The sequence below is a fragment of the Burkholderia ubonensis genome, assembly GCF_902833085.1.
GTDB classification, from domain to species: Bacteria; Pseudomonadota; Gammaproteobacteria; order Burkholderiales; family Burkholderiaceae; genus Burkholderia; species Burkholderia ubonensis.
This window is the reverse complement of record NZ_CADFEB010000004.1, coordinates 270,933-292,166: the sequence shown is the minus strand read 5'-3', so window position 1 is coordinate 292,166 and position 21,234 is coordinate 270,933. Positions and strand designations below refer to the sequence as shown.

The following is a 21,234-nucleotide window of genomic DNA, read 5'->3' as shown; positions in this document are numbered from 1 at the left end:
AGTACCGTCTGTCCCGACCATTACCGCACGCTCCGCCCCAAAAACGGAATCCCGAAAGACCACAATCTTCCGGGATTCCGTCACCATCAACTGCCAAAGACGAATCAATGCCGCACGGCCTGCCCGGCCAGCACACCGGTCTGCGCGTAGAACTCCTGCCGCGCGAACGCGTCGCGCTCGCGGCGCGCGCGCTCGCCGCGGTCGGCCAGCGAGCCGGCGATGATGCCGACGAACGCGAGCGGCACCGACACGAGCGCCGGGTTGTCGAGGAACACCGGCGCGTGCGCATGGTGCAGCACGTCGACCCACACCGATTTCGACAGCAGCGTGAGCACGACCGCCGACGCGAGCCCGAGGCTGCCGCCGATCACCGCCCCGCGGGTCGTCATCCCGCGCCAGAAGATCGACATCGCGAGCACCGGGAAATTCGCGCTCGCCGCGACCGCCGCGACGAGGCCGACCATGAACGCGACGTTGACGTGCTCGAACAGGATCGACAGCCCGATCGCGACGGCGGAGAGCGCGATCGTCGCCGCGCGCGAGATGCGCATCTCCAGGCGCTCGTCGGGCTTGCCGCGCGCCCACATCTGCGCATACAGGTCGTGCGAGATCGTCGTTGCACCGGCGAGCGTGAGGCCCGCGACCACCGCGAGGATCGTCGCGAACGTGACGGCCGCGATGAAGCCGTAGAACCAGTTGCCGCCGACGGCCTGCGCGAGCTTCACCGCGACCATGTTCGAGCCGCCGAGCAGGTCGTGCGTCAGGTTGAACGTGCCGTTCGCGCCGAGCCGGAAGAACTCCGGATGCTGCGCGAGCAGCACGATCGCCGAGAAGCCGATCACGAACGTCAGCAGGTAGAAGTAGCCGATGAAGCCGGTCGCGTACAGCACCGACTTGCGCGCCTCCTTCGCGTTCGGCACCGTGAAGAAGCGCATCAGGATGTGCGGGAAGCCGGCCGTGCCGAACATCAGCGCGATGCCGAGCGACAGCGCGTTGGCCGGATCGCGGATCAGCTTGCCCGGCCCCATGATGCCGAGCGCGCCCGGATGCACGGCCACCGCGCGGCGGAACATCGCGTCGACGCTGAAGCCGAATTCGCCGAGCGCGAGCAACGCGAGCAGCGTCGCGCCGCACAGCAGCAGCACGGCCTTGATCACCTGGACCCAGGTGGTCGCGGTCATCCCGCCGAAGAACACGTAGACCACCATCAGCACGCCGACGATCAGCTCGGCCGTGCCGTACGACAGCCCGAACAGCAGCTGGATCAGCTTGCCCGCGCCGACCATCTGCACGACGAGGTACAGCACGACGATCGTCAGCGCGTTCGCGGACGTCAGCAGCCGGATCGGCCGCTGCGCGAAGCGGTACGCGACGACGTCGACGAACGTGAACTTGCCGAGGTTGCGCAGCGGCTCGGCGATCAGGAACATCACGAACGGCCAGCCGACGAGGAAGCCGATCGAGTAGATGAGCCCGTCGAAGCCGAACATGAACACCATTCCGGAAAGCCCGAGGAACGACGCGGCCGACATGTAGTCGCCGGCGATCGCGAGGCCGTTCTGCAGGCCGGTGATGCCGCCGCCGGCCGTGTAGAAGTCGCGCGCCGAGCGTGTACGGCGCGCGGCCCAGCGGGTGAGCGCGAGCGTCGCGAACACGAACGCGAAGAACATGCCGATCGCGACGGGGTTCAGCTCGACCTTGTCGGGCATCGGCCCGGCGACGGACACTGCGTGCGCGGCGGCGGGAACGAATACGGAAAGCGCGCCAAGCGCGAATGAGGAACGACGCATCATGGCCTCCGTCACGAACGCTGGAGAATCGCGTCGACCGCGCGGTCGAACGAGCGGTTCGCGCGCAGCACGTAGCACGCGGTCAGGCCGATCGCGACCAGGATGATCGCGACGCCGGCGGCAATGCCGACGGTCGTCGTCGCGCCCCGGTAGAGCGGCGTCGCGAGCACGCGCGGCGCAAGCGCGACGAGCAGGATGAAGCCGTAGTAGGTCGCGATCATCAGCGCCGTCAGCACGAAGCTGAAGCGGCGCCGCGCGCGCACGAGCTGCTGGTAGTCACGGCGCGCCGTGACCTGTTCGATGACGGATGTCTCCATGGTGTCTCCTGCTCGCTCGATTGGCGAGGTTGTCGTGTAATCGATCGGCGCGCGGTCCAGCCCGCCCGCGCCGTGGCGGCACAAATCGATTCAGACCACGCGCTGCGCGCGCAGCTTTGCGACGTCGTCTGCCGACAGCCCGAGCCAGCCGCCGAGCACGTCGTCCGTATCGGCGCCGAGCACGGGCGGCGCGCCGCGCACCGGCAGCCGCGCGCCGTCGAAGCGGTACGGCGGCGCGAGCACGTCGACGCCGCCCGCGACCGGATGCGGCTGCCGCGTGACGAGCCCCGCGCCGCGCGCGCGTTCGGACGTCAGCGCCTCGTGCAGGCCGAGCACATCGCCGCACGGGATGCCCGCATCGGCGAGCGCCGCGAGCAGCGTCGCGCGCGGCCGGCGCGCGAGCTCGCGACGGATCTCCGGCAGCAATGCCGCGCGATTCTCCGAACGGCCGAGGTTGGTCTGGTAGCGCGCATCCGCGCCGAGATCGGGCCGCTCGATCGCGCCGCAAAAACGCGCGAACTGCGCGTTGTTGCCGACCGTGATCACGAGCGGGCCGTCGGCCGCGTCGAACACGCCGTACGGCACGATCGACGGATGCTCGTTGCCGTAGCGCGGCGGGTCCTGTTCCATCAGCAGCGCGTCGAGCCCGTAGTACGCGGTGATCATCAGCCCGCAGTCGAACAGCGCCATCTCGATGCGCCGCCCGCGCCCCGTCGCGTGCCGTTCGTAAAGCGCGGCGAGGATCGCCTGCGCCGAATACATTCCCGTGAACAGGTCGACCGCCGCGACGCCGAACTTCAGCGGCGGCTGGTTTGCCTCGCCGTTCAGCGCCATCAGCCCCGCCTCGCCCTGCACGACGAGGTCGTAGCCGGGGCGGCCCGCTTCCGGGCCCGAGCGGTCGTAGCCGGAAATCGCGCAGTGCACGAGGCGCGGGTTCAGCGCGGCCAGCGCGTCGTAGCCGAGGCCGAGCTTCTCCGCGCCGCCGAGCTTGAAGTTGTGGATCAGCACGTCGGCCTGCGCGGCGAGTTCGCGCGCGACGCGCCGCCCTTCGTCCGTCTGCAGGTCCAGGCAGATCGACCGCTTGCTGCGGTTCACGCTGTTGAAATAAGTCGTCTCGGTGCGGCCGATCCGCAAGCCCCAGTCGCGCGTGTCGTCGCCGCGCGCCGGGTGCTCGACCTTGATCACTTCCGCGCCGAAATCGGCGAGCACCATCGCGCACCACGGGCCGGCCAGCACGCGCGAGAAATCGAGCACCTTGACGCCGGCGAGCGGCAACGCGCGGGGCGTGTCGTGGTCCATCATCGTCTCCTCCGTCGTCCGCTTATTGTTTCGATAGCGCGATGTAACGCGCGAGATGGTGATCCTCGTCGCCGAGCTGGTGATCGATCATCACGAGGCGCTTCGCGTAGTGCGACAGCGGCAGCTCCCACGTCATGCCGATCCCGCCGTGCAGCTGGATGCTCTCCTCCGCGACCAGCGTGCCGATCCGGCCGACGCTGACCTTGGCCGCAGAGAGCGCGCGTTCGCGCACGGCACGCGGCGCGTCGAGCTGCGCGGCCGCGTTGATCACCGCCGAGCGCGCCTGCTCGACTTCGAGCAGCAGGTCGGCCATCCGGTGCTGCAGCGCCTGGAAGCTGCCGATCGGCAGCCCGAACTGCTTGCGCGTGCGCAGGTATTCCAGCGTGTGCTCCTTCGCGACGTCCATCGCGCCGAGCGCTTCGGCGGACAGCGCGAGCAGCCCGTAGCCGAGCACGCGTTCGAGCAGCGCCGCCCCTTGATGCGGATCGCCGAGTGCGGCGTCGGCCGGCAGCGCGACGCGGTCGAAGCGCACTTCCGCCGCGCGGCCGCCGTCGATCTTCCGGTAATCGCGCAATGACACGCCCGGCGCATCGGCCGGCACGACGAACAGGCCGATGCCGTCCTCATCGTCGTCGTTGCCGGCCGTGCGCGCGCTGACGACGAAGAACGCCGCCTGCGCGGCCTGGTCGACGACGCCCTTCGCGCCCATCAGCACCCAGCCGTCGCCGTGCCGTTGCGCACGCGTGCGCACCGTGGTCAGTTCGTAATGCGAGCCCGGCTCGTCGTGCGCAAACGCGGCGCTCGCGCGGCCGTCGATCAGCGCGCCGAGCTTCGCGCGCTGCGCGTCGCCGCCGGCCAGCGCGAGTGCGCGGCCCGCGAGCAGCGTGCCGAGGAACGGCTCGACGACGAGCCCGCGCCCGAGGCATTCGAACACGACCGCAATGTCGAAGCCCGCGCCGCCGAAGCCGCCGTCGGCTTCGGCAAACAGCGCGCCGACCGCGCCGAGCTCGGCGAAGCGTTCCCACATCGTCCGGTCGAAGCCTGCCGCCGATTGCGCGATGCGGTCGCGCACCGGGAACGCGTACTGCTCGCCGATGAAGCGGTTCAGCGTGTCCGCCAGCATCCGGCGGTCTTCGGTATGTCGAAAGTCCATGAGCGTTCCTTACAAGCCGAGCATCGTCTTCGCGATGATGTTCTTCTGGATCTCGTTCGAGCCGCCGAAGATCGACAGCTTGCGGTTGTTGAAGTACTGCAGCGCGGCGCTCGCGGCCTCTTCCGGCCCGACCGGCTCGCCGTCGTAATCCGCGTCGAGCGCCTCATCCACGAACGGCTGCGCGTACGGCCCCATCGCGCGCCGCATCAGCGCGGTGATCTCCTGGCGGATCTGCGTGCCGCGGATCTTCAGCATCGAGCTTTCCGCGCCCGGCGCGCCGCCGCCCGCGACCGCGGCCAGCACGCGCAGGTTGGTCGTCTTCATGTTGTCGAGCTCGATCTCGACGCGCGCGACGCGCGCCGCGAAGAACGGATCGTCGGCGAGCGGCCGGCCGTTCTTCTTCACCTTCGCGGCGACCGCGCGCAGCCGGTCGAGCGCGGCCGTCGAGAAGCCGACGCCCGCGATGTTGGTACGCTCGTAGGTCAGCAGGTACTTCGCATAGGTCCAGCCGCGGTTCTCCTCGCCGACGAGGTTCTCGGCCGGCACGCGCACGTCGGTGAAGAACACCTCGTTCACCTCGTGCTCGCCGTCGAGCGTGATGATCGGGCGCACCTCGACGCCGGGCATGTTCATGTCGATCAGCAGGAAGCTGATGCCTTCCTGCTTGCGCACGTCGGTCGCGGTGCGCACGAGGCAGAAGATCATGTTCGCGTAGTGGCCGAGCGTGGTCCACGTCTTCTGGCCGTTGACGATGTAGTGCTCGCCCTGCGCATCGACGCCCCGCACCGCGCTCGTCTTCACCGCCGCGAGGTCCGAGCCCGCGCCCGGCTCCGAGTAGCCCTGGCACCACCAGTCCGACCCGTCGAGAATGCGCGGCAGCCAGTAGCGCTGCTGCGCGTCGCTGCCATACTTGATCAGCACCGGGCCGAGCATGTTCACGCCGAACGGCACGATGCGCGGCGCACCCGCGAGCGCGCACTCGTGGTCGAACAGGAACTTCTGGGCGACGCTCCAGCCGGGGCCGCCGTACTCGCGCGGCCAGTGGCTCGCGAGCCAGCCGCGCGCATGGAGAATCGCGTGCCATTCGCGCATGTCGTCGCGCGTCACGTGCAGCCCGCCTTTCACCTTGCGGGAAATGCGCTCGGGCAGCCGTTCTTGCAGGAAGCGCTGCACGTCGGCGCGGAACGCTTCTTCTTCGGGAGTGAAATTGAGATCCATCGGGTATCCGTAATGAATTCGTGGCGACGTTCAGTCGGGGCGGTTCAGGCTGGCGAAGTCCGCGCCGCGCGCGACGAGTTCGACGATGAGCGGCGACGGCTTCCAGAACAGCGGATCCTCCTTCGCGAACGCGCGGATGTCGGCGAGCACGTTCGCGAGGCCGACCGTGTCCGCGTAGTGCATCGGGCCGCCGCGATGACGCGGGAAGCCGTAGCCGTGCAGGAACACCGCGTCGACGTCGAGCGGGCGCAGCGCGATCCGCTCGTGCACGACGTTCGCGCCTTCGTTGATCATCGCGGCGAGATAGCGGCGCAGGATTTCGTCGTCGGTGAACGCGCGCGGCGTGACGCCCTTGTTCGCGCGCTCGTCGGCGACGATCGCCTCCACTTCCGGATCGGGCGTGCCGGTGCGCGCGCCGTCCGGATACAGGTAGTAGCCGCGCCCGGTCTTCTGGCCGAACCAGCCGCGCTCGCACAGCCGGTCGGAAATCCCGACATAGCGGGCGCGCGGATCGCGGGTCGCCGCGCGGCGCTTGCGGGTCGCCCAGCCGATGTCGCCGCCCGCGAGGTCGACGACCTGGAACGGCCCCATCGGGAAGCCGAACGCGCGCACCGCGCGATCGATCTGGTACGGCGATGCGCCGTCTTCCATCAGGTAGTCGGCCGCGGTGCGGTAGACGGCGAGGATGCGGTTGCCGATGAAGCCGTCGCACACGCCCGCGCGCACCGGCGTCTTCTTCAGTTTCTTCGCAAGCTCGAACGCGGTCGCGACGACGTCGGGGCTCACGCGCGCCGGCACGACGATCTCGAGCAGCTTCATCACGTTGGCCGGCGAGAAGAAGTGCAGGCCGATCACGTCGGACGGACGGTCGATGCTCGCGGCGATCCGGTCGATGTCGAGATACGACGTGTTGGTCGCGAGCACCGCGCCCGGCTTGCACGCGCGCGCGAGCTCGGCGAACACGGCCTCCTTGACCGCGATGTCCTCGAATACGGCCTCGATCACGACGTCGGCCTGCGCGAGCGCGTCGTACGACGTGCTGCCCTTGAAGCGCGCCATCCGCGCCGCGTGCGCGGCGGGCGTCATCCGGCCTTTCGCGACGAGGCCGTCGTACACCTTCTCGACGTGCGCGCGGCCGCGCGCGAGCGATGCGTCGTCGCGCTCGATCATCGTCACCGGCAGCCCCGCGTCGAGCGCCGCGACCGCGATGCCCGCGCCCATCGTGCCGCCGCCGACCACGCCGATCCGCTCGACCGGCCGCGCGCTCGCGCGGCGCGCCTCGGGCGCCTTCGCCGCCTCGCGCTCCGCGAAGAACGCGTGCACGAGGCCCGCGCGCTGCGGGCTGTCGACGCACTGCAGGAACAGGCTGCGCTCGAGCCTCATTCCCATGTCGAACGACAGCGTGAGCGCAGCCTCGACCGCGTCGACGATCTTCGCGGGCGAGAACAGCCCGCGCGACTTCTTCGCGAGCTCGGCGCGCGCCGCGTCGATCGCGGCTTGGGCGGCCGCGCGGTCCGCGAGCCCCTGCGCGTCGCGCGTACGCCGCACGCTCGCGCCGAGCGACAGCAGCTCCTGCACGTACGCGAGCCCTTCGGCGAGCGTGTCGTCGCTGTGCGCGAGGCGATCGACGAGGCCGAGCGCGAGCGCCTCTTCCGCGCCCGCATGGCGGCCGGACAGCATCAGGTCGAGCGCGGCCTTCGCACCGATCAGCCGCGGCGCGCGCTGCGTGCCGCCCGCGCCCGGCAGCAGGCCGAGCGTCACTTCGGGCAGCCCGAGCTTCGCGCCCGGCACCGCGAGCCGGTAATGCGCGGCGAGCGCGACTTCGAGGCCGCCGCCGAGCGTCGCGCCATGCAGCGCGACCACGACCGGCTTCGCGCTCGACTCGATCCGCTCGCACACGTCGGGCAGCGACGGCGGCACCGGCGGCTTGCCGAATTCGCGGATGTCCGCGCCCGCGATGAAGTTGCGCCCGGCGCCGACGATCAGCACCACGTGGATCGCGGCGTCGCGCTGCGCGGCGTCGAGCGCGTCGGCAAGGCCGCGCCGGACGTCGGCGGACAGCGCATTGACGGGCGGATGGTCGATCGTGACGACGAGCACCTTGTCGCGCCGCTCGTGCGTGACGGTGCCGGTATCGGGAGAGGTGGATGCGTTCATCGTGTCTCGGGCCCCATGCAAATCGGTAGAAGTCTCCGGCGAGCCGCCGGGTATGACACGATTCTCGATTGATCGAGATTCATTGACAATTCCAGCGCGCCTTAACAAGCTGTCAAATCCGGCTTGACACTGAATGCTTGCGAATCATTAAAAGGGATCGATGAGGAGACTTTCGGCATGGACCTGAACGCGCTGACGCTGCTCGTCGAGATCCTCGACGCCGGCAATCTCAGCAAGGCTGCGCAGCGGCTGAAGATGAGCCGCGCGAACGTCAGCTACCGGCTGAACCAGCTCGAGCGCTCGATCGGCCAGCAGCTCGTGCGGCGCACGACGCGCCGCATCGAGCCGACCGAGATCGGCCTGAAGCTCTACGAGCACGGCCGGCGCATCCGCAACGAGCTGCTCGCCGCGCAGGAGTCGGTGACGACGCTCGGCCAGGACCTGCAGGGCCGTGTGCGGCTGTCGGTGCCGAGCGGCTACGGGCAGCTCGTGATGTCGGAATGGCTGCTCGCGTTCAAGCGGTTGCATCCGGGCATCGTGCTCGACGTCGTGTTCGAGAACCGCGTCGAGGACCTCGTGCGCGACGAGGTCGACATCGCGATCCGCGTGATGTCCGAGCCGCCGCAGAACCTCGTCGCGCGCGACATGGGCGCGGTGCGCTACGTCGCATGTGCGTCGCCCGGGTTCGCGGCCGCGCACGGGATGCCGGCGAGCCTCGACGCGCTGGCGGACGCGCCCGTGATCACCGCGACGGTGATGGGCCGGCAGCTGCGCATCGCCGCGTATCTCGGCGACGAGCGCCACGAGGTGCTGCTCGAGCCGACGCTGATCTCCGAGAACTTCCTGTTCCTGCGGCAGGCGATCCTCGCGGGGCTCGGCGTCGGCATCGTGCCGGACTACGTCGTGCACGACGACGTGCGGCGCGGCGCGGTCGTCACGTCGCTCGACGCGTACCGGCTCAGCATCTTCGGCACGCACATGTACATGCTCTACATGCCGAACCGGCACCACACGCGCGCGACCGCGACGTTCATAGAGTTCGTCCTCGAACAGGCCGGCAAGACCGGCCGGGGCGGGCCCGACGCGCTGCGTCAGGGTTTCCTGTCGGATGACAGCCCGCGCGCGACGCGGCGACAATAGCGCGCCGGAGCCTGTCGCTCCCTGTCGTTCCCTGTTGCGCCGTTTCAGCATTCACTCCTGCCGAGGGTTCAATGTCCGACCGGATTCGTCCGCGCCCGCGCTCCTGGGCGATGCTTGCCGCCGCCGCTGCGTTCGTCGCGCTCAACGCCGCCTGCACGTCCCCCGCGCCGCCCGCCGGCGCCGCCGCCAGTTCAACCGTACCCGTTGCCGCGTCCGGCGTCGCCACGCCCGCCGCACACGCGCCCGAACTGTCGTCGGGCTGGGCCGACAAGCCGGGCTGGACCGCGCAGCGCTACATGATCGCGGCCGCGAATCCGCTCGCGGCGCAGGCCGGCTACACGATGCTGAAGGCGGGCGGCACCGCGATCGACGCGGCGATCGCGACGCAGATGGTGCTCGCGCTCGTCGAGCCGCAATCGTCGGGCATCGGCGGCGGCGCGTTCATGCTGTATTTCGACGGCAAGGCGGCGCAGGCGTACGACGGCCGCGAGACCGCGCCGGCCGCCGCGACGGACCGCCTGTTCTACGGCCCGACCGGCCAGCCGATGAGCTTCTACGAAGGCGTCGTCGGCGGGCGCTCGGTCGGCACGCCGGGCGTGCTGCGGATGCTCGAGGCCGCGCATCGCGCGCACGGCAGACTGCCGTGGCGGCGGCTGTTCCAGCCGGCGATCGCGCTTGCGCAGCACGGCTTCACGATCAGCCCGCGCCTCGCGACGCTGATCGCGAACGACCGCTACCTGATGAAGGACCCGGCCGCGCGCGCGTATTTCTACAACCCGGACGGCACGCCGAAGACGGCCGGTACGGTCCTGAAGAACCCGGCGCTCGCGGTCGTGCTGCGCCAGATCGCCGATCACGGCGCGAACGCGTTCTACACCGGCGCGATCGCGCGCGACATCGTCGCCAAGGTCAGGAAGCATCCGGCCAACCCGGGCCTGCTGTCGCTGCAGGACCTCGCGCGCTACAAGGCGAAGGTGCGCGAGCCGCTGTGCACCGATTACCATCGCTCGGTCGTCTGCGGGATGCCGCCGCCGTCGTCGGGCGGCCTCGCGATCGCGCAGATGCTCGGCATCCTCGAGGCGATGCCCGACTGGCAGCGGATCGGCGCGCAAAAGCCGGTGCGCAACGACGTCGGCTTCGAGCCGACACCGTTCGCCGCGCACCTGTTCAGCGAGGCCGGGCGCCTCGCGTATGCGGACCGCGCGCGCTACGTCGCCGATCCGGACTTCGTGCCGCTGCCGGGCGGCAGCTGGGCGAGCCTCACCGACAAGGCCTATCTCGCGCAACGCGCGCGGCTGGTCGGCGACGGCAGCATGGGCACCGCGCAGGCCGGCACGCCGCAGGGCGCGACGCTCGCGCTGGCCGACGACCGCAGCCCCGAGCTGCCGTCGACCTCCGACCTCGCGATCGTCGACCGCTACGGACATGCACTGTCGATGACGACGAGCGTCGAGGATGCGTTCGGCTCGCGCCTGATGGTGCGCGGCTTCATGCTGAACAACCAGCTCACCGATTTCTCGTTCGTGTCGACCGAGAACGGCCGGCCGGTCGCGAACCGCGTGCAGGCCGGCAAGCGGCCGCGCTCGTCGATGTCGCCGGAGCTCGTGTTCGACCGGAAGACGAAGCAGGTCACGCTGATCGTCGGCTCCGCGGGCGGGCCGGCGATCATCAACCACGTCGCGAAGGCGCTGGTCGGCGTGCTCGACTGGGGGATGACGATGCAGCAGGCGATCGCGCTGCCGAACTTCGGGTCGATGAACGGGCCGACGCAGCTCGAGCGCGGCCGCGTGTCGGACACGCTCGTCGACGCGTTGAAGGGCCGCGGCCACACCGTGCAGGTCGTCGAGATGAACTCGGGCCTGCAGGGCATCCAGCGGCTGAACGTGCAGGGGCAGACGGTCTGGTTCGGCGGTGCGGACCCGCGGCGCGAAGGGGTCGTGCTGGGGGATTGAGCGGCGGACGCCGAGCGGTGCGCGCATGCCGCCCGCTCGCGGCGCCGAGCGCCCCGCTTACCCCCGACCCTTCCACGGCACGACCCGCCGCTCGACCCAGCGCATCCCGAGGTCGAACAGCCACGCGATCGCGCCGATGATGAGAATCCCCATCACGACGATGTCCGTGCGCAGGAAGCTCGACGCGTTCAGCACCATCTGCCCGAGCCCGGCCGTCGCGGCGACCATCTCGGCCGCGACGAGCGTCGTCCAGCCGAAGCCGATCGCGATCCGCAGCCCGGTGAGGATTTCCGGCAGCGCGGCCGGCAGCACCACGTGCCGCACGATCTGCGCGAAGCTGCCGCCGAGCGAATACGCGGCGTTGATCTGCTCGACCGTCGCGGCGCGCACACCCGCGCGCGCCGCCATCGCGACCGGTGCGAAGCATGCGAGGAAGATCACGACGAGCTTGGCCGTCTCGTCGATCCCGAACCAGATCACGACGAGCGGCAGGTACGCGAGCGGCGGCAGCGGCCGGTAGAACTCCAGCAGCGGATCGAGCACGCCGCGCGCGACGCGGCTCACGCCCATCAGGATTCCCGCGGGAACGCCGAGCGCGGTTGCCAGCACGAACGCGCCGAACACGCGCGCGGCGCTCCACAGCAGATGCTCGGACAGCGGCAGCCCGCCCTGGATGCGGCCGTGCCACGCGTCGACGAACGCCGCCCACACCGCTTCCGGCGCGGGCAGGAACAGCGGCGGCAGCCATTGCCGGTGCGTCGCGACCCACCACAGCACCGCGAGCGCCGCGACCGTCGCGGCGCTCAGCGCGCCCGTCTTCCCCTGCCCCGGCAGCCGGTAGCGGCGCGATGCGCGCGCGGGCCGCGCAATGCGGACGCGCGGCGGCGCGGTGCGCTCATCCTGCTCGAAGCCGGCGGCCGCGCGATCGGCCGCCCACGAATCCTGTGTGCTCATGCTGTCCTGCCTGTGCAAAGTGCCGTTCCGACCGCGCCCGCTGGACGCGCCCTGCCGCGCCAGTTCGCGCATCACGCGGCTTCCCCGACCGCTTCTCCAACCGCTTCTCCAACCGCTTCTCCGCCCGCTTCGTCGCGATGCAGATACGCGATCAGCCGCTCCCGCCACGCGATGAAATCGGGCGACGACTTCACCGCGCGCGCGTCGCGCGATTCGACGTAGCGGCGCGCGAACGGCAGGTCGAAGGTCTCGGCGATCCGGCCCGGGCCGGGCGTCATCACGACGAGCCGCGTCGCGAGAAACAGCGCCTCCTCGACGTCGTGCGTGATGAAGAACACCGTCTTGCCGGTGCGCGCCCACACGTCGAGCACGAGCGCCTGCATCGTGCCGCGCGTCATCGCGTCGAGCGCGCCCATCGGCTCGTCCATCAGCAGCACGCGCGGATCGCTCGCGAGCGCGCGCGCGATGCCGACGCGCTGCTGCATCCCGCCCGACAGCTCGTAGACGCGCGCGTGCGCATGGCGCTCGAGCCCGACGAGCGCGAGCATCTCCCGTGCGCGCGCCGCGCGTTCGGCCTTCGGGACGCGCGCAAAGCGCAGCCCGAGCGCGACGTTGTCGAGCACGTCGAGCCACGGCAGCAGCGCGTATTTCTGGAACACCACGCCGCGGTCCGCGCCGGGGCCCGCCACGGGCACGCCGTCGACCCGCACGTCGCCGGTCGTCGGCGCGACGAAGCCGGCCATGCAGTTCAGCAACGTCGTCTTGCCGCAGCCCGACGCGCCGAGCGCGACGACGAATTCACCGGCGTCGATGCGCAGGTCGACCTGCGCGAGCGCCTGCGTCGTCGGACGCCCGCGCTCGCCCGGATAGGCAACCGATACCTGACGGACTTCGAGCGTGCTCATGTGTGGCTCCGCGATGCGTCGCCGCGCTCAGCGCGCGGCCTTCTGCACGAACTGCGGATCGACGCCGACCGAGTAGTCGGCGAGCACCGTCTGGATCGTGCCCTGCGCTTTCAGGAACGCGGCCGTCGCCGCGAGCGACTTCGCGGCGCCCGCTTGCGCGCCGCCGCCGAGCCACGTCGGCGACGCCTGCTCGGCGGGCGTCGGGAATGCATAGAGCGCGAGACTTGCCGGCACGTCCTGCGCGTTCGCGCCGGACACCTTCGCGACGGCCGCGACCTGCGGCGTGCCGACCTTCCATGCGGCGGCGTGCGCGCGGTAATCGGCGTCGGCGGCCGCGAGCACCTTGACGAAGCGCGTGACGAACTCGGGGTGCTCGCGCGCGAACTTGCGGCTCACGACGAAGCCGTCGAAGGTGGCCTTGCCGCTCTGCTTGGCGACCTGGCCCGACGTCGTCAGCACCGTGCCGGACTGCTTGACCTTCGCGAGCACGGGATCCCAGATGTAGGTCGCGTCGATGTCGCCGCGCGTCCAGGCCGCCGCGACTTCGGGCGGGCGCAGGTTGACGATCTTCACGTCGTTCGGGTTGACGCCCGCGGCCTGCAGCGCGACGAGCGTGTGGAAGTGCGACGTCGACACGAACGGCACGCCGATCTTCCTGCCCTTGAGCGCAGCGACGCTCGTCACGCCCGAGCCGTTGCGCGCGACGAGCGCTTCCGCGTCGTTGATGTTGTCGAGTATCCAGAACAGCGAGATGTCGAGCCCCTGCGACAGGCCGGCCGCGATCGGGCTCGAGCCGGCTTCGCCGAGCTGCACCGAGCCGGACGCGAGCGCGCGGATCACGTCCGCGCCGCTGTCAAGCTTGCGGAACGTGACCTTGTAGCCGGTCGCCTTTTCGACCTCGCCGCTCGCCTGTGCGTAGCGCCACGGCACCACCATGTCCTGGTACGCAATCACGACCTCGCGCGATTCGGCGTGCGCCGCGCCGGGCGCGGCAAAGGCGGCGAGCGCGGTCAGCGTGACGGCGGCGCGGCGGATGAGGCTGAAACGGGGCATGCGGCTCTCCTTCGGCATTCTGGCGATTCAACGAGAGAGCCGACTATAGGAGGTTTGCGCGCGGCGGAAGCGAACTTATCCTGCGAAGCTATCGACGACGTTTCGGCTTTGCTTTCCACGCTGGATTGGATCGCGCGTCCGGTGGGGTGGCGATTGTCGTGCGCCAGCCGCCTCAGGCGGAACCGCACGTGTCAACGATGAATCGGTCCATCCGGCGCTCCGGGCACGCGCCCGTTGCGGCTCCGGGAGCCCGCTTCGCCAGGACGCAGCCTGGCCCGGCAACGCCACGATTCATTTCCGCAACGTTCACCCGGCCACGTCGCTACCGGACGCTTGACCGACAGGCCAAGAGCCGCCTATTCGCTGGCCTGGCCCGATATATGCGGCGCCCCGGAAGCCCGCGCCGTCTCGCGTTCGATCGGCGCCCGGGCAAACCAATCAGCCTGCAGAAGAACGAAACCGGAGGCGTGTCTCGTGATAAGTCCTGGTTCGGCCCGTCTGCACGCCAAGATCGAACATGCGTTGGGTCGGCTGGTTGCAGCGGCCTTTGCCATCGTGCTTCTGGCTTCACCACTCCGCGCAGATGCACAGGCTGGCCGGCCTCCCTTCAGCCGGGTCTCCGCAACCGCGTATGGTACGGTGCTCGACGCGTGCGGCGTGACTCAGACCGCCGTCACCATCTCGACCTTCGGGACGACGGACCTCGAAAATGCCCCCAATGCTGCAGCTTCGGTCGTCGTCTATCGTTTTGATCGCTGCAAACGCTCGCCCGTCTTCGCTTACGGCACTTCCCAGCGATGTGACCTTTCGGTCGGGGCGGCCGACGGTAGCCGATGGCCGAAATCGGTGACGGTCTCGGGACAGATACCGCTGAGCGTATTCACTTCGAGTGGCCATAGCAGGGATACCGCGAGGTTCGAGTTGACCCTGCAATGGATCAACGCGCCGTCGGGGTCCGGCGACGAGAATCATAGCGGCGCTGCTGGCGAGGGCCTGTATGACCACAGTGTCGACACAACCGGTGAAATGACGCTGCCTGCTTTGGGGCTGCGGTCGTTTCCGTTGCCGAATGGCCAAATGAAGTTTGAAAGATGAAAAGCCCGCAGCGTGCGGGCTTTTCCAGGCTCGTCCGGCGACGAAGCGGCAACGAAGCGACGACGCTCAGACCACCCCTGCCCCATGCGCCTGAAGATCGGCGTGATAGCTCGAACGCACCATCGCACCGACGGCCGCGTGCGTGAAGCCCATCTTGTACGCCTCTTCCTCGTACATCTTGAACGTGTCCGGATGCACGTACGCGCGCACCGGCAGGTGGTGTTCCGACGGCTGCAGGTACTGGCCGATCGTCAGCATGTCGACGTCGTGCGCGCGCAGGTCGCGCATCACCTGCAGGATTTCCTCTTCCGTCTCGCCGAGGCCGACCATCAGGCCCGACTTCGTCGCGACGTCCGGATGCAGCGCCTTGAAGTCCTTCAGGAGCTTCAGCGAGTGCGCGTAGTCCGAGCCGGGGCGCGCTTCCTTGTACAGGCGCGGCACCGTTTCGAGGTTGTGGTTCATCACGTCCGGCGGCGCGGCGTTCAGGATCGAGATCGCGCGGTCGAGGCGGCCGCGGAAGTCCGGCGTCAGGATCTCGATGCGCGTTTCCGGCGACTGCTCGCGCACTTCGCGGATGCACTCGACGAAGTGGGCAGCGCCGCCGTCGCGCAGGTCGTCGCGGTCGACGCTCGTGATCACCACGTACTTGAGCTTCAGCGCGGCGATCGTGCGCGCGAGGTTCTTCGGCTCGTCGGCGTCGAGCGGATCGGGACGGCCGTGGCCGACGTCGCAGAACGGGCAGCGGCGCGTGCACTTGTCGCCCATGATCATGAACGTCGCGGTGCCCTTGCCGAAGCACTCGCCGATGTTCGGGCAGCTCGCTTCCTCGCACACCGTATGCAGGTTGTGCTCGCGCAGGATCGTCTTGATCTCGTTGAAGCGCGAGCTGCCGGTGGCCGCCTTCACGCGGATCCACTCGGGCTTCTTCAGCCGCTCGATCGGAATGACCTTGATCGGGATGCGCGCCGTCTTCGCCTGCGCCTTCTGCTTGGCGGTCGGATCGTAGGCCGGGGTCGCGGCCGAATCGGCCGGTGCGGGAGAAGCGGTAACGTCAGTCATTCGATTGTTCCAGTGCCTGCGGCTTGTCGGCGGCCGCGGATGCGCCGTCGAGGTTGGCGATCAGACGGCGCACCAGCGTATGGGCGACGTCGTTCCAGTCGGCGGCAACCTCGAGGCTCGCCATGTCGACGGTTTCCAGTCCGGCATAGCCGCACGGATTGATCGCGAGAAACGGGCGCAGATCCATCTTCACGTTCAGGCTCAACCCGTGATAGCTGCAGCCGTTGCGGATCTTCAGGCCGAGGGCCGCGATCTTCGCGCCCTCGTGAGTGCCCGACGCCACGTAGATGCCCGGCGCGCCCGCCTTGCGGACCGAAGCGAGATTATACGCCGCGAGGGTTTCGATCACGGCCTCCTCGATCCGGGATACCAGCGTGCGGACCATCAGCTTGCGCCGGCGCAAGTCCAGCAGCAGGTACATGACGATCTGGCCGGGGCCGTGATAGGTGATCTGCCCGCCGCGGTCGACCCGCACCAGCGGGACGCCGCTGTCGGCGACCAGCAAGTGGGCCGGATCGCCCGCCTGCCCGAGCGTGTAGACGGGCGGATGCTCGACCACCCAGATTTCGTCGCCGGTGTCCGCGGTGCGCGCATCGGTGAACGCGCGCATCGCGTCGAAGCTCGCGTCGTACGGCTCGACGCCGCGCCAGCGTACCGTCACCGGCGGTGCCGGAAGGGCTGCGGGCGAATCGGGTGCGGCGACAGGCGTGGACACAGTGGAAACCGGCGAGACGGACATGGGCGGTAGTTTACCGAAAACCCAAGCGTCTCGCCGGCTATCGAAAGGGACGGATCGACGGCATCCGTCTGATCAGAACGGCATCAGACGGTGCGCCACCCGCTCAGGAACAGCGCCGCGACGCGCTCGCGCAACCGGGCGAGCCCCGTCAGCGCGACTTCCTTCGGCGGCCGCGACACCGAGAACGCGACGCACGCACTCTGCGCCCCCTCGGCGCTCAGCCACAGGCGCTCGCCGCGGCGCAACCGCAGCGTTTCGCCGTCCGCGAGGAAGTAATCGTCGACGTCGTTGCTGCGCGTCGCCCACACCGGCCCGCACTGGACCGTCAGCCGCGTGCTGCGCCGCACCCGCATCGGAACGGTTTCGCCAGGGGGAATCTCGAACGTGATGCTTGAAGAAATTTCTTGCATGATGCGCTCCGCCAAAAAGTGCTTCGATGGCTACAATCGTAGTCATCCCAAGGCGTCCGACCAAACGACCAATTTTCACGTCGATGTGAGGAAATTTAGCAAATGGACCTGCGCCAGCTCCCCGCGCTGAACGCGATTCGCGCGTTCGAGGCCGCCGCCCGCCACGAAAACTTCTCGCGCGCCGCCGACGAGCTGTTCGTCACGCACGGGGCGGTCAGCCACCAGGTGCGCGCGCTCGAGGAGGAGCTCGGCGTGCAGCTCTTCACGCGCAACGGCAAGCGCCTGTGCCTGACCAACGCCGGCATCCGCTACGCGCAGCATGTCCGCACCGCGCTGATGATGCTCGTCGAGGCGACCCGCGAAGTCCGCGCGAGCGACCGCGACCGGCGGCTGGTGATCTCGATGCTGTCGTCGTTCGCGGCGCGCTTCGTGACGCCGCGCATCGGCTCGTTCATCGAGCAGCATCCGGAAATCGACGTCGAGCTGCAGTCGACCAACGCCCTCACCGATTTCGCGCGCGACGACGTCGACATCGCGATCCGCTTCGGGTTCGGCACCTATCCGGGGCTGTACGTGGAGCCGCTGCTCGAGGAAGCGTTCTTCCCGGCCTGCGCGCCGACGCTGAACGGCGGCGTGCTGCCGAAGACGCCCGCGGATCTGGCCCGCTACAACCTGCTGCGCTCGGACGACGAGCTGTGGCGGCCGTGGTTCGACGCGGCGGGCCTCGATACGCTGACGGAGCCGAAGCGCGGAATCCTGTACCAGGATTCGTCGAACCTGCTGCAGGCCGCGATGGACGGCCAGGGCATCGCGCTCGTGCGGCGCTCGCTCGCGGTGCACGAGCTGCGGCAGGGGCGCCTCGTGCGCTTGTTCGACATCGACGGGCCGAGCCCGTGGAATTATTTCTTCGTGTGCCCGCCGCCGCTGCTGGGTACGCCGCGCGTGCAGGCGTTCAGGACGTGGATATTGCAGGAAGTCGCCGAATTCAAGCTGCTGTGCGACGAACTGGACGCGCGCCGCGCGGCGGAGAAATCCGCCGCCGCGTGAGCGCGCAAGGAAGGAAGCCGGAAGGGATCAGAGCACGACCTTGACCATCGGATGGCCGGTCAGCGCACGGTAGATGTTGTCGAGCTGCTCCTGGCTCGTCGCGCGCACGGTGATCGTGAGGCCCGTGTAGTTGCCGCCGCTCGACGCACGCTCCTCGATCTTCTCGAGGTCGATTTCGTTGTCGTGGACGCTCACGACCTTGAAGATCGTGTCCTTGAACTCCGGGTGCGCCTTACCCATGATCTTGATCGGGAAATCGCACGGGAACTCCAGCAGCGATTCCTTCCGGGTATCGATCGCGCCGGTCAGCTCGACGGTTTTGGACGGTTCGCTCATCACTTTCTCCGGGTTAGGTCAAACTGTTCAAACTCGCGCGCTTTCGCGCGCTGGTACGCGTCGTACAACGCCGCGAATACCGGGCCGGGCTTGCCGCCCTGCACCGGCAAATCGTCGAGCGTCGTGACGGGCAGCACTTCCTTCGTCGCCGACGTAATCATGATCTCGTCGGCCGCGCGCAGCTCCACTTCGCTGATTTCGCGCGCGACGAACGGAATCCTGCATTCCTCGGCCAGCTCCTCGAGCAGCGCGTAGCGGATCCCCTCGAGGATCTTGTTGCTGCGCGGCGGCGCAAGCAGCTCGCCGTTCTTCACGATCCACACGTTCGACGACGAGCCTTCGGTCAGCTTGCCGTCGCGCAGCTGCAGCGTCTCGAACGCGTCGTGCTCGACCGCATGCTGCGCCATCAGCACGTTGCCGAGCAGCGAGGTCGACTTGATGTCGCAATGCAGCCAGCGCCGATCCTCGGCGGTCACGCAGCGCACGCCGGCCGCGCGCTCCTGCTCGGACGGCACGCGCAGCGGGCTCGTCATCACGAACACGGTCGGCGCGACGTTCGCCGGGAACGCGTGGCCGCGCTTCGCGACGCCGCGCGTCACCTGGATATAGACGAGCGCATCGCCGGCGCCGAGGCCGTCGGCGTTCGCCGCGACGACGCGCTCGATCAGCGCGCGCCAGAGCGCATCATCGTGCGGGTTGGCGATGCCGATCTTCTTCAGGCTGCGCTCGAGCCGCGCGAGATGCTGCGCGATCCGGAACGGCACGTGCGCGCCGTCGTGCGCGTAGACCGGGACGACCTCATACACACCGTCGCCGAAGATGAACCCGCGGTCGAGCACCGGGATGCGGGCTTGCGACAGCGGCACCATCTCTTCCTGCGAGGAAACGCTCAGGTAGACGATCGGTTCGAATTCGGCTTGGCTCATGGCTATGTCAGATGGGGATGAAGTCGTCGAAACAAAGGCCCGGTCTGCCGGCTTGCGCTTACTTCTTGGCGAACATCAGCAGGATCGAGTCCCAGATACGACCGAAGATACCCGCTTCCGGCACCGCCTGCAGCGCGACGACCGGGAACTGCGACAGCGTCTTGCCGTCGGCGACGATCTTCACGGTGCCGACCGGCTGGCCGTCCGCGAGCGGCGCGATCAGCGGCGCGTTCACCTCGACCTCGGTCTTCACCTTGTCGCCGAGGCCGCGCGGCACCGTCACCCACTGGTCGCCCTTCACGCCGACCTGCACGTTGTTGCTCTTGCCCTTGTAGAGGCGCGGCGTCGAGATCGCCTGGCCGCCCTTGAACAGGCGCACCGCATCGAACGCGCTGTAGCCGTAGTTCAGCATCTTCATGCTGTCCTGCGTGCGGTCGCTTTCCTTGGTCTCGCCCATCATCACCGACACGAGGCGGCGCGGCGCATCCGCCGAGCCCGGCATCTGCCGCTTCGCCGACGAGATCAGGCAGAAGCCCGCTGCCTGCGTGTGGCCCGTCTTCAGGCCGTCGACCGTCGGGTCGAGCCACAGCAGGCGGTTGCGGTTGCCCTGGCGGATGTTGTTGTACTTGAACTCCTTCTCCGAGAAGATGCTGTAGTACTGCGGAAAATCGCGGATCAGGTGCGCGGACAGCGTCGCGAGATCGCCGGCCGTCGTGTAGTGGTTCGGGTCGGGCATGCCGTTCACGTCGGCGAAGTGCGTGCCCTTCATGCCGAGGCGCTTGACCTCGTCGTTCATCATGTTGACGAACTGCGCCTCGCTGCCGCCGACCAGCTCGGCGAGCGCGATCGCCGCGTCGTTGCCCGACTGGATGATCATCCCGTAGACGAGGTCGTGCACCGACACCGGCTTGTCCGCCTCGATGAACATCCGCGACTCGTCGGTGCCGACGCGGCGCACCGCCGCGCTCGGCGTGACGATCTGCTCCATCGAGATCTTCTTCTTGTCGAGCGCCTCGAACACGAGGTACGCGGTCATCAGCTTCGTCAGCGACGCCGGCTCGACGCGCTCGTCCGCGTTGCCCGACGCGAGCACGGTGTTGCTCGTCGCGTCGACGAGCACCCACGAACGCGCGTTCACGCCCGGCGGCGGCACCGCGCCCGGCATGTAGGTCGCGGGCGCGCCGGTCGCCTCGGGCGCGGCCGGCGCGGCATGCGCTGCCTTGGCCTTGGCGGCGGGCTTCGCCTCGGCGGCGACGATCGTCGACGCGAGCGCGACGGGCAGCATCACGCCGAGCGCGACGTTGCGCGCGGCAGTGCTGAAGGCGATGGAAGAAGCGAGGGACTTGAGGCCTTGGGAGGACAAACGCATGATCGATTCAGGCTGATGGCAGAAAGTACGGGCGCGAAACACGCACGGTTGAATGGCAAGGCGGCGGGCGTTTCGGCCTGCACCTGAAACGTCAGGCGATGCGAAACGCGCCGGTTGGACTCGTGCGGACGCGTTCGGTTCGCGGCCGGCGCAACGCGTGCGCGACGGGCAGCGAATCGAGCGCCGCATGGGCCCGGCCGGGCCGCGGGCGACGCGAAATCCGGCCATTATACGTGGCCGCGACGGGCATTTTCGTGAATGCGGCGCCGCGCAGGCACGGATCGGCGACGCGAGGATAGCGCGACGCGAATGTGC

19 protein-coding genes are annotated in these 21,234 nt (G+C 69.0%); 4 read left to right on the top strand and 15 right to left on the bottom strand.

The features are described 5' to 3' along the window. Positions 1-104: 104 nt before the first annotated feature. The 6 genes from HWX31_RS12575 to HWX31_RS12550 form a co-directional block, all read right to left on the bottom strand. The gene (locus tag HWX31_RS12575) at positions 105-1,790 is read right to left on the bottom strand and encodes a cation acetate symporter (RefSeq protein WP_174965414.1); all 1,686 of its coding nucleotides are present in this window, start codon (positions 1,788-1,790) and stop codon (positions 105-107) included. Between the two features lie 11 nt (positions 1,791-1,801). Then, positions 1,802-2,107 (bottom strand): DUF485 domain-containing protein, encoded by a 306-nt coding sequence (locus tag HWX31_RS12570; protein ID WP_174965415.1) that lies wholly within the window; start codon positions 2,105-2,107, stop codon positions 1,802-1,804. Between the two features lie 90 nt (positions 2,108-2,197). Further along, the gene (locus HWX31_RS12565; protein WP_174965434.1) at positions 2,198-3,406 is read right to left on the bottom strand and encodes a CaiB/BaiF CoA transferase family protein; all 1,209 of its coding nucleotides are present in this window, start codon (positions 3,404-3,406) and stop codon (positions 2,198-2,200) included. 22 nt (positions 3,407-3,428) lie between these two features. Beyond that, the gene (locus HWX31_RS12560; RefSeq protein WP_174965416.1) at positions 3,429-4,559 is read right to left on the bottom strand and encodes an acyl-CoA dehydrogenase family protein; all 1,131 of its coding nucleotides are present in this window, start codon (positions 4,557-4,559) and stop codon (positions 3,429-3,431) included. 9 nt (positions 4,560-4,568) lie between these two features. Beyond that, positions 4,569-5,777, bottom strand: coding sequence for an acyl-CoA dehydrogenase family protein (locus HWX31_RS12555; protein WP_174965417.1), 1,209 nt, complete (start codon positions 5,775-5,777; stop codon positions 4,569-4,571). Positions 5,778-5,807: 30 nt separating this feature from the next. Then, entirely contained in the window at positions 5,808-7,934 is a 2,127-nt protein-coding gene (locus HWX31_RS12550; protein WP_174965418.1) for a 3-hydroxyacyl-CoA dehydrogenase NAD-binding domain-containing protein, read from the bottom strand. A gap of 177 nt (positions 7,935-8,111) precedes the next feature. Here HWX31_RS12550 and HWX31_RS12545 point away from each other — a divergent pair, with 177 nt between their 5' ends. After that, positions 8,112-9,074, top strand: coding sequence for a LysR family transcriptional regulator (locus tag HWX31_RS12545; protein ID WP_059612957.1), 963 nt, complete (start codon positions 8,112-8,114; stop codon positions 9,072-9,074). Between the two features lie 71 nt (positions 9,075-9,145). After that, positions 9,146-11,026 carry a gamma-glutamyltransferase gene (gene ggt, locus HWX31_RS12540; protein WP_174965419.1) on the top strand — a complete coding sequence of 627 codons (1,881 nt, stop codon included), beginning with the start codon at positions 9,146-9,148 and terminating at the stop codon, positions 11,024-11,026. A 57-nt stretch (positions 11,027-11,083) separates the two neighbouring features. On the opposite strand, the gene HWX31_RS12535 is transcribed toward ggt, so the two are convergent. From HWX31_RS12535 to tauA, 3 genes are read right to left on the bottom strand one after another with little or no spacing between them, the layout of a single operon-like run. Next, positions 11,084-12,052, bottom strand: coding sequence for an ABC transporter permease subunit (locus HWX31_RS12535; protein ID WP_174965420.1), 969 nt, complete (start codon positions 12,050-12,052; stop codon positions 11,084-11,086). Beyond that, positions 12,052-12,885 carry a taurine ABC transporter ATP-binding protein gene (locus tag HWX31_RS12530; RefSeq protein WP_174965421.1) on the bottom strand — a complete coding sequence of 278 codons (834 nt, stop codon included), beginning with the start codon at positions 12,883-12,885 and terminating at the stop codon, positions 12,052-12,054. Before HWX31_RS12530 ends, HWX31_RS12535 begins: the two co-directional genes overlap by 1 nt. Before the next feature lie 27 nt (positions 12,886-12,912). Then, entirely contained in the window at positions 12,913-13,938 is a 1,026-nt protein-coding gene (tauA, locus tag HWX31_RS12525) for a taurine ABC transporter substrate-binding protein (protein WP_059613480.1), read from the bottom strand. Positions 13,939-14,412: 474 nt separating this feature from the next. On the opposite strand from tauA, the gene HWX31_RS12520 reads away from it, so the two are divergent. Then, complete coding sequence (locus HWX31_RS12520; RefSeq protein WP_174965422.1) at positions 14,413-15,033, top strand: hypothetical protein; 621 nt, start codon at positions 14,413-14,415, stop codon at positions 15,031-15,033. A gap of 66 nt (positions 15,034-15,099) precedes the next feature. On the opposite strand, the gene lipA is transcribed toward HWX31_RS12520, so the two are convergent. From lipA to HWX31_RS12505, 3 genes are all read right to left on the bottom strand, one after another. Then, positions 15,100-16,092 carry a lipoyl synthase gene (gene lipA, locus HWX31_RS12515; RefSeq protein WP_059487003.1) on the bottom strand — a complete coding sequence of 331 codons (993 nt, stop codon included), beginning with the start codon at positions 16,090-16,092 and terminating at the stop codon, positions 15,100-15,102. Next, the gene (gene lipB, locus HWX31_RS12510) at positions 16,085-16,831 is read right to left on the bottom strand and encodes a lipoyl(octanoyl) transferase LipB (RefSeq protein ID WP_174965423.1); all 747 of its coding nucleotides are present in this window, start codon (positions 16,829-16,831) and stop codon (positions 16,085-16,087) included. Before lipB ends, lipA begins: the two co-directional genes overlap by 8 nt. 83 nt (positions 16,832-16,914) lie before the next feature. Continuing rightward, positions 16,915-17,241: a DUF2917 domain-containing protein gene (locus HWX31_RS12505; RefSeq protein WP_174965424.1), complete on the bottom strand. Its 327-nt coding sequence runs from the start codon at positions 17,239-17,241 to the stop codon at positions 16,915-16,917. 102 nt (positions 17,242-17,343) lie between these two features. Between HWX31_RS12505 and HWX31_RS12500 the strand changes: the two genes are divergently transcribed. Continuing rightward, positions 17,344-18,288, top strand: coding sequence for a transcriptional regulator GcvA (locus tag HWX31_RS12500; RefSeq protein ID WP_174965425.1), 945 nt, complete (start codon positions 17,344-17,346; stop codon positions 18,286-18,288). 27 nt (positions 18,289-18,315) lie between these two features. Here HWX31_RS12500 and HWX31_RS12495 read toward each other — a convergent pair whose 3' ends face one another. The 3 genes from HWX31_RS12495 to HWX31_RS12485 are packed head-to-tail and all read right to left on the bottom strand — an operon-like array spanning position 18,316 to position 20,919. Then, a complete protein-coding gene (locus HWX31_RS12495; protein ID WP_010090550.1) occupies positions 18,316-18,624 on the bottom strand; it encodes an HP0495 family protein in 309 nt (102 codons plus the stop codon). Next, positions 18,624-19,550: a D-amino acid aminotransferase gene (locus HWX31_RS12490; protein WP_059613353.1), complete on the bottom strand. Its 927-nt coding sequence runs from the start codon at positions 19,548-19,550 to the stop codon at positions 18,624-18,626. Before HWX31_RS12490 ends, HWX31_RS12495 begins: the two co-directional genes overlap by 1 nt. Positions 19,551-19,608: 58 nt before the next feature. Further along, positions 19,609-20,919, bottom strand: a complete 1,311-nt coding sequence (locus tag HWX31_RS12485) for a D-alanyl-D-alanine carboxypeptidase family protein (RefSeq protein WP_174965426.1) — start codon at positions 20,917-20,919, stop codon at positions 19,609-19,611. Positions 20,920-21,234: the final 315 nt, after the last annotated feature.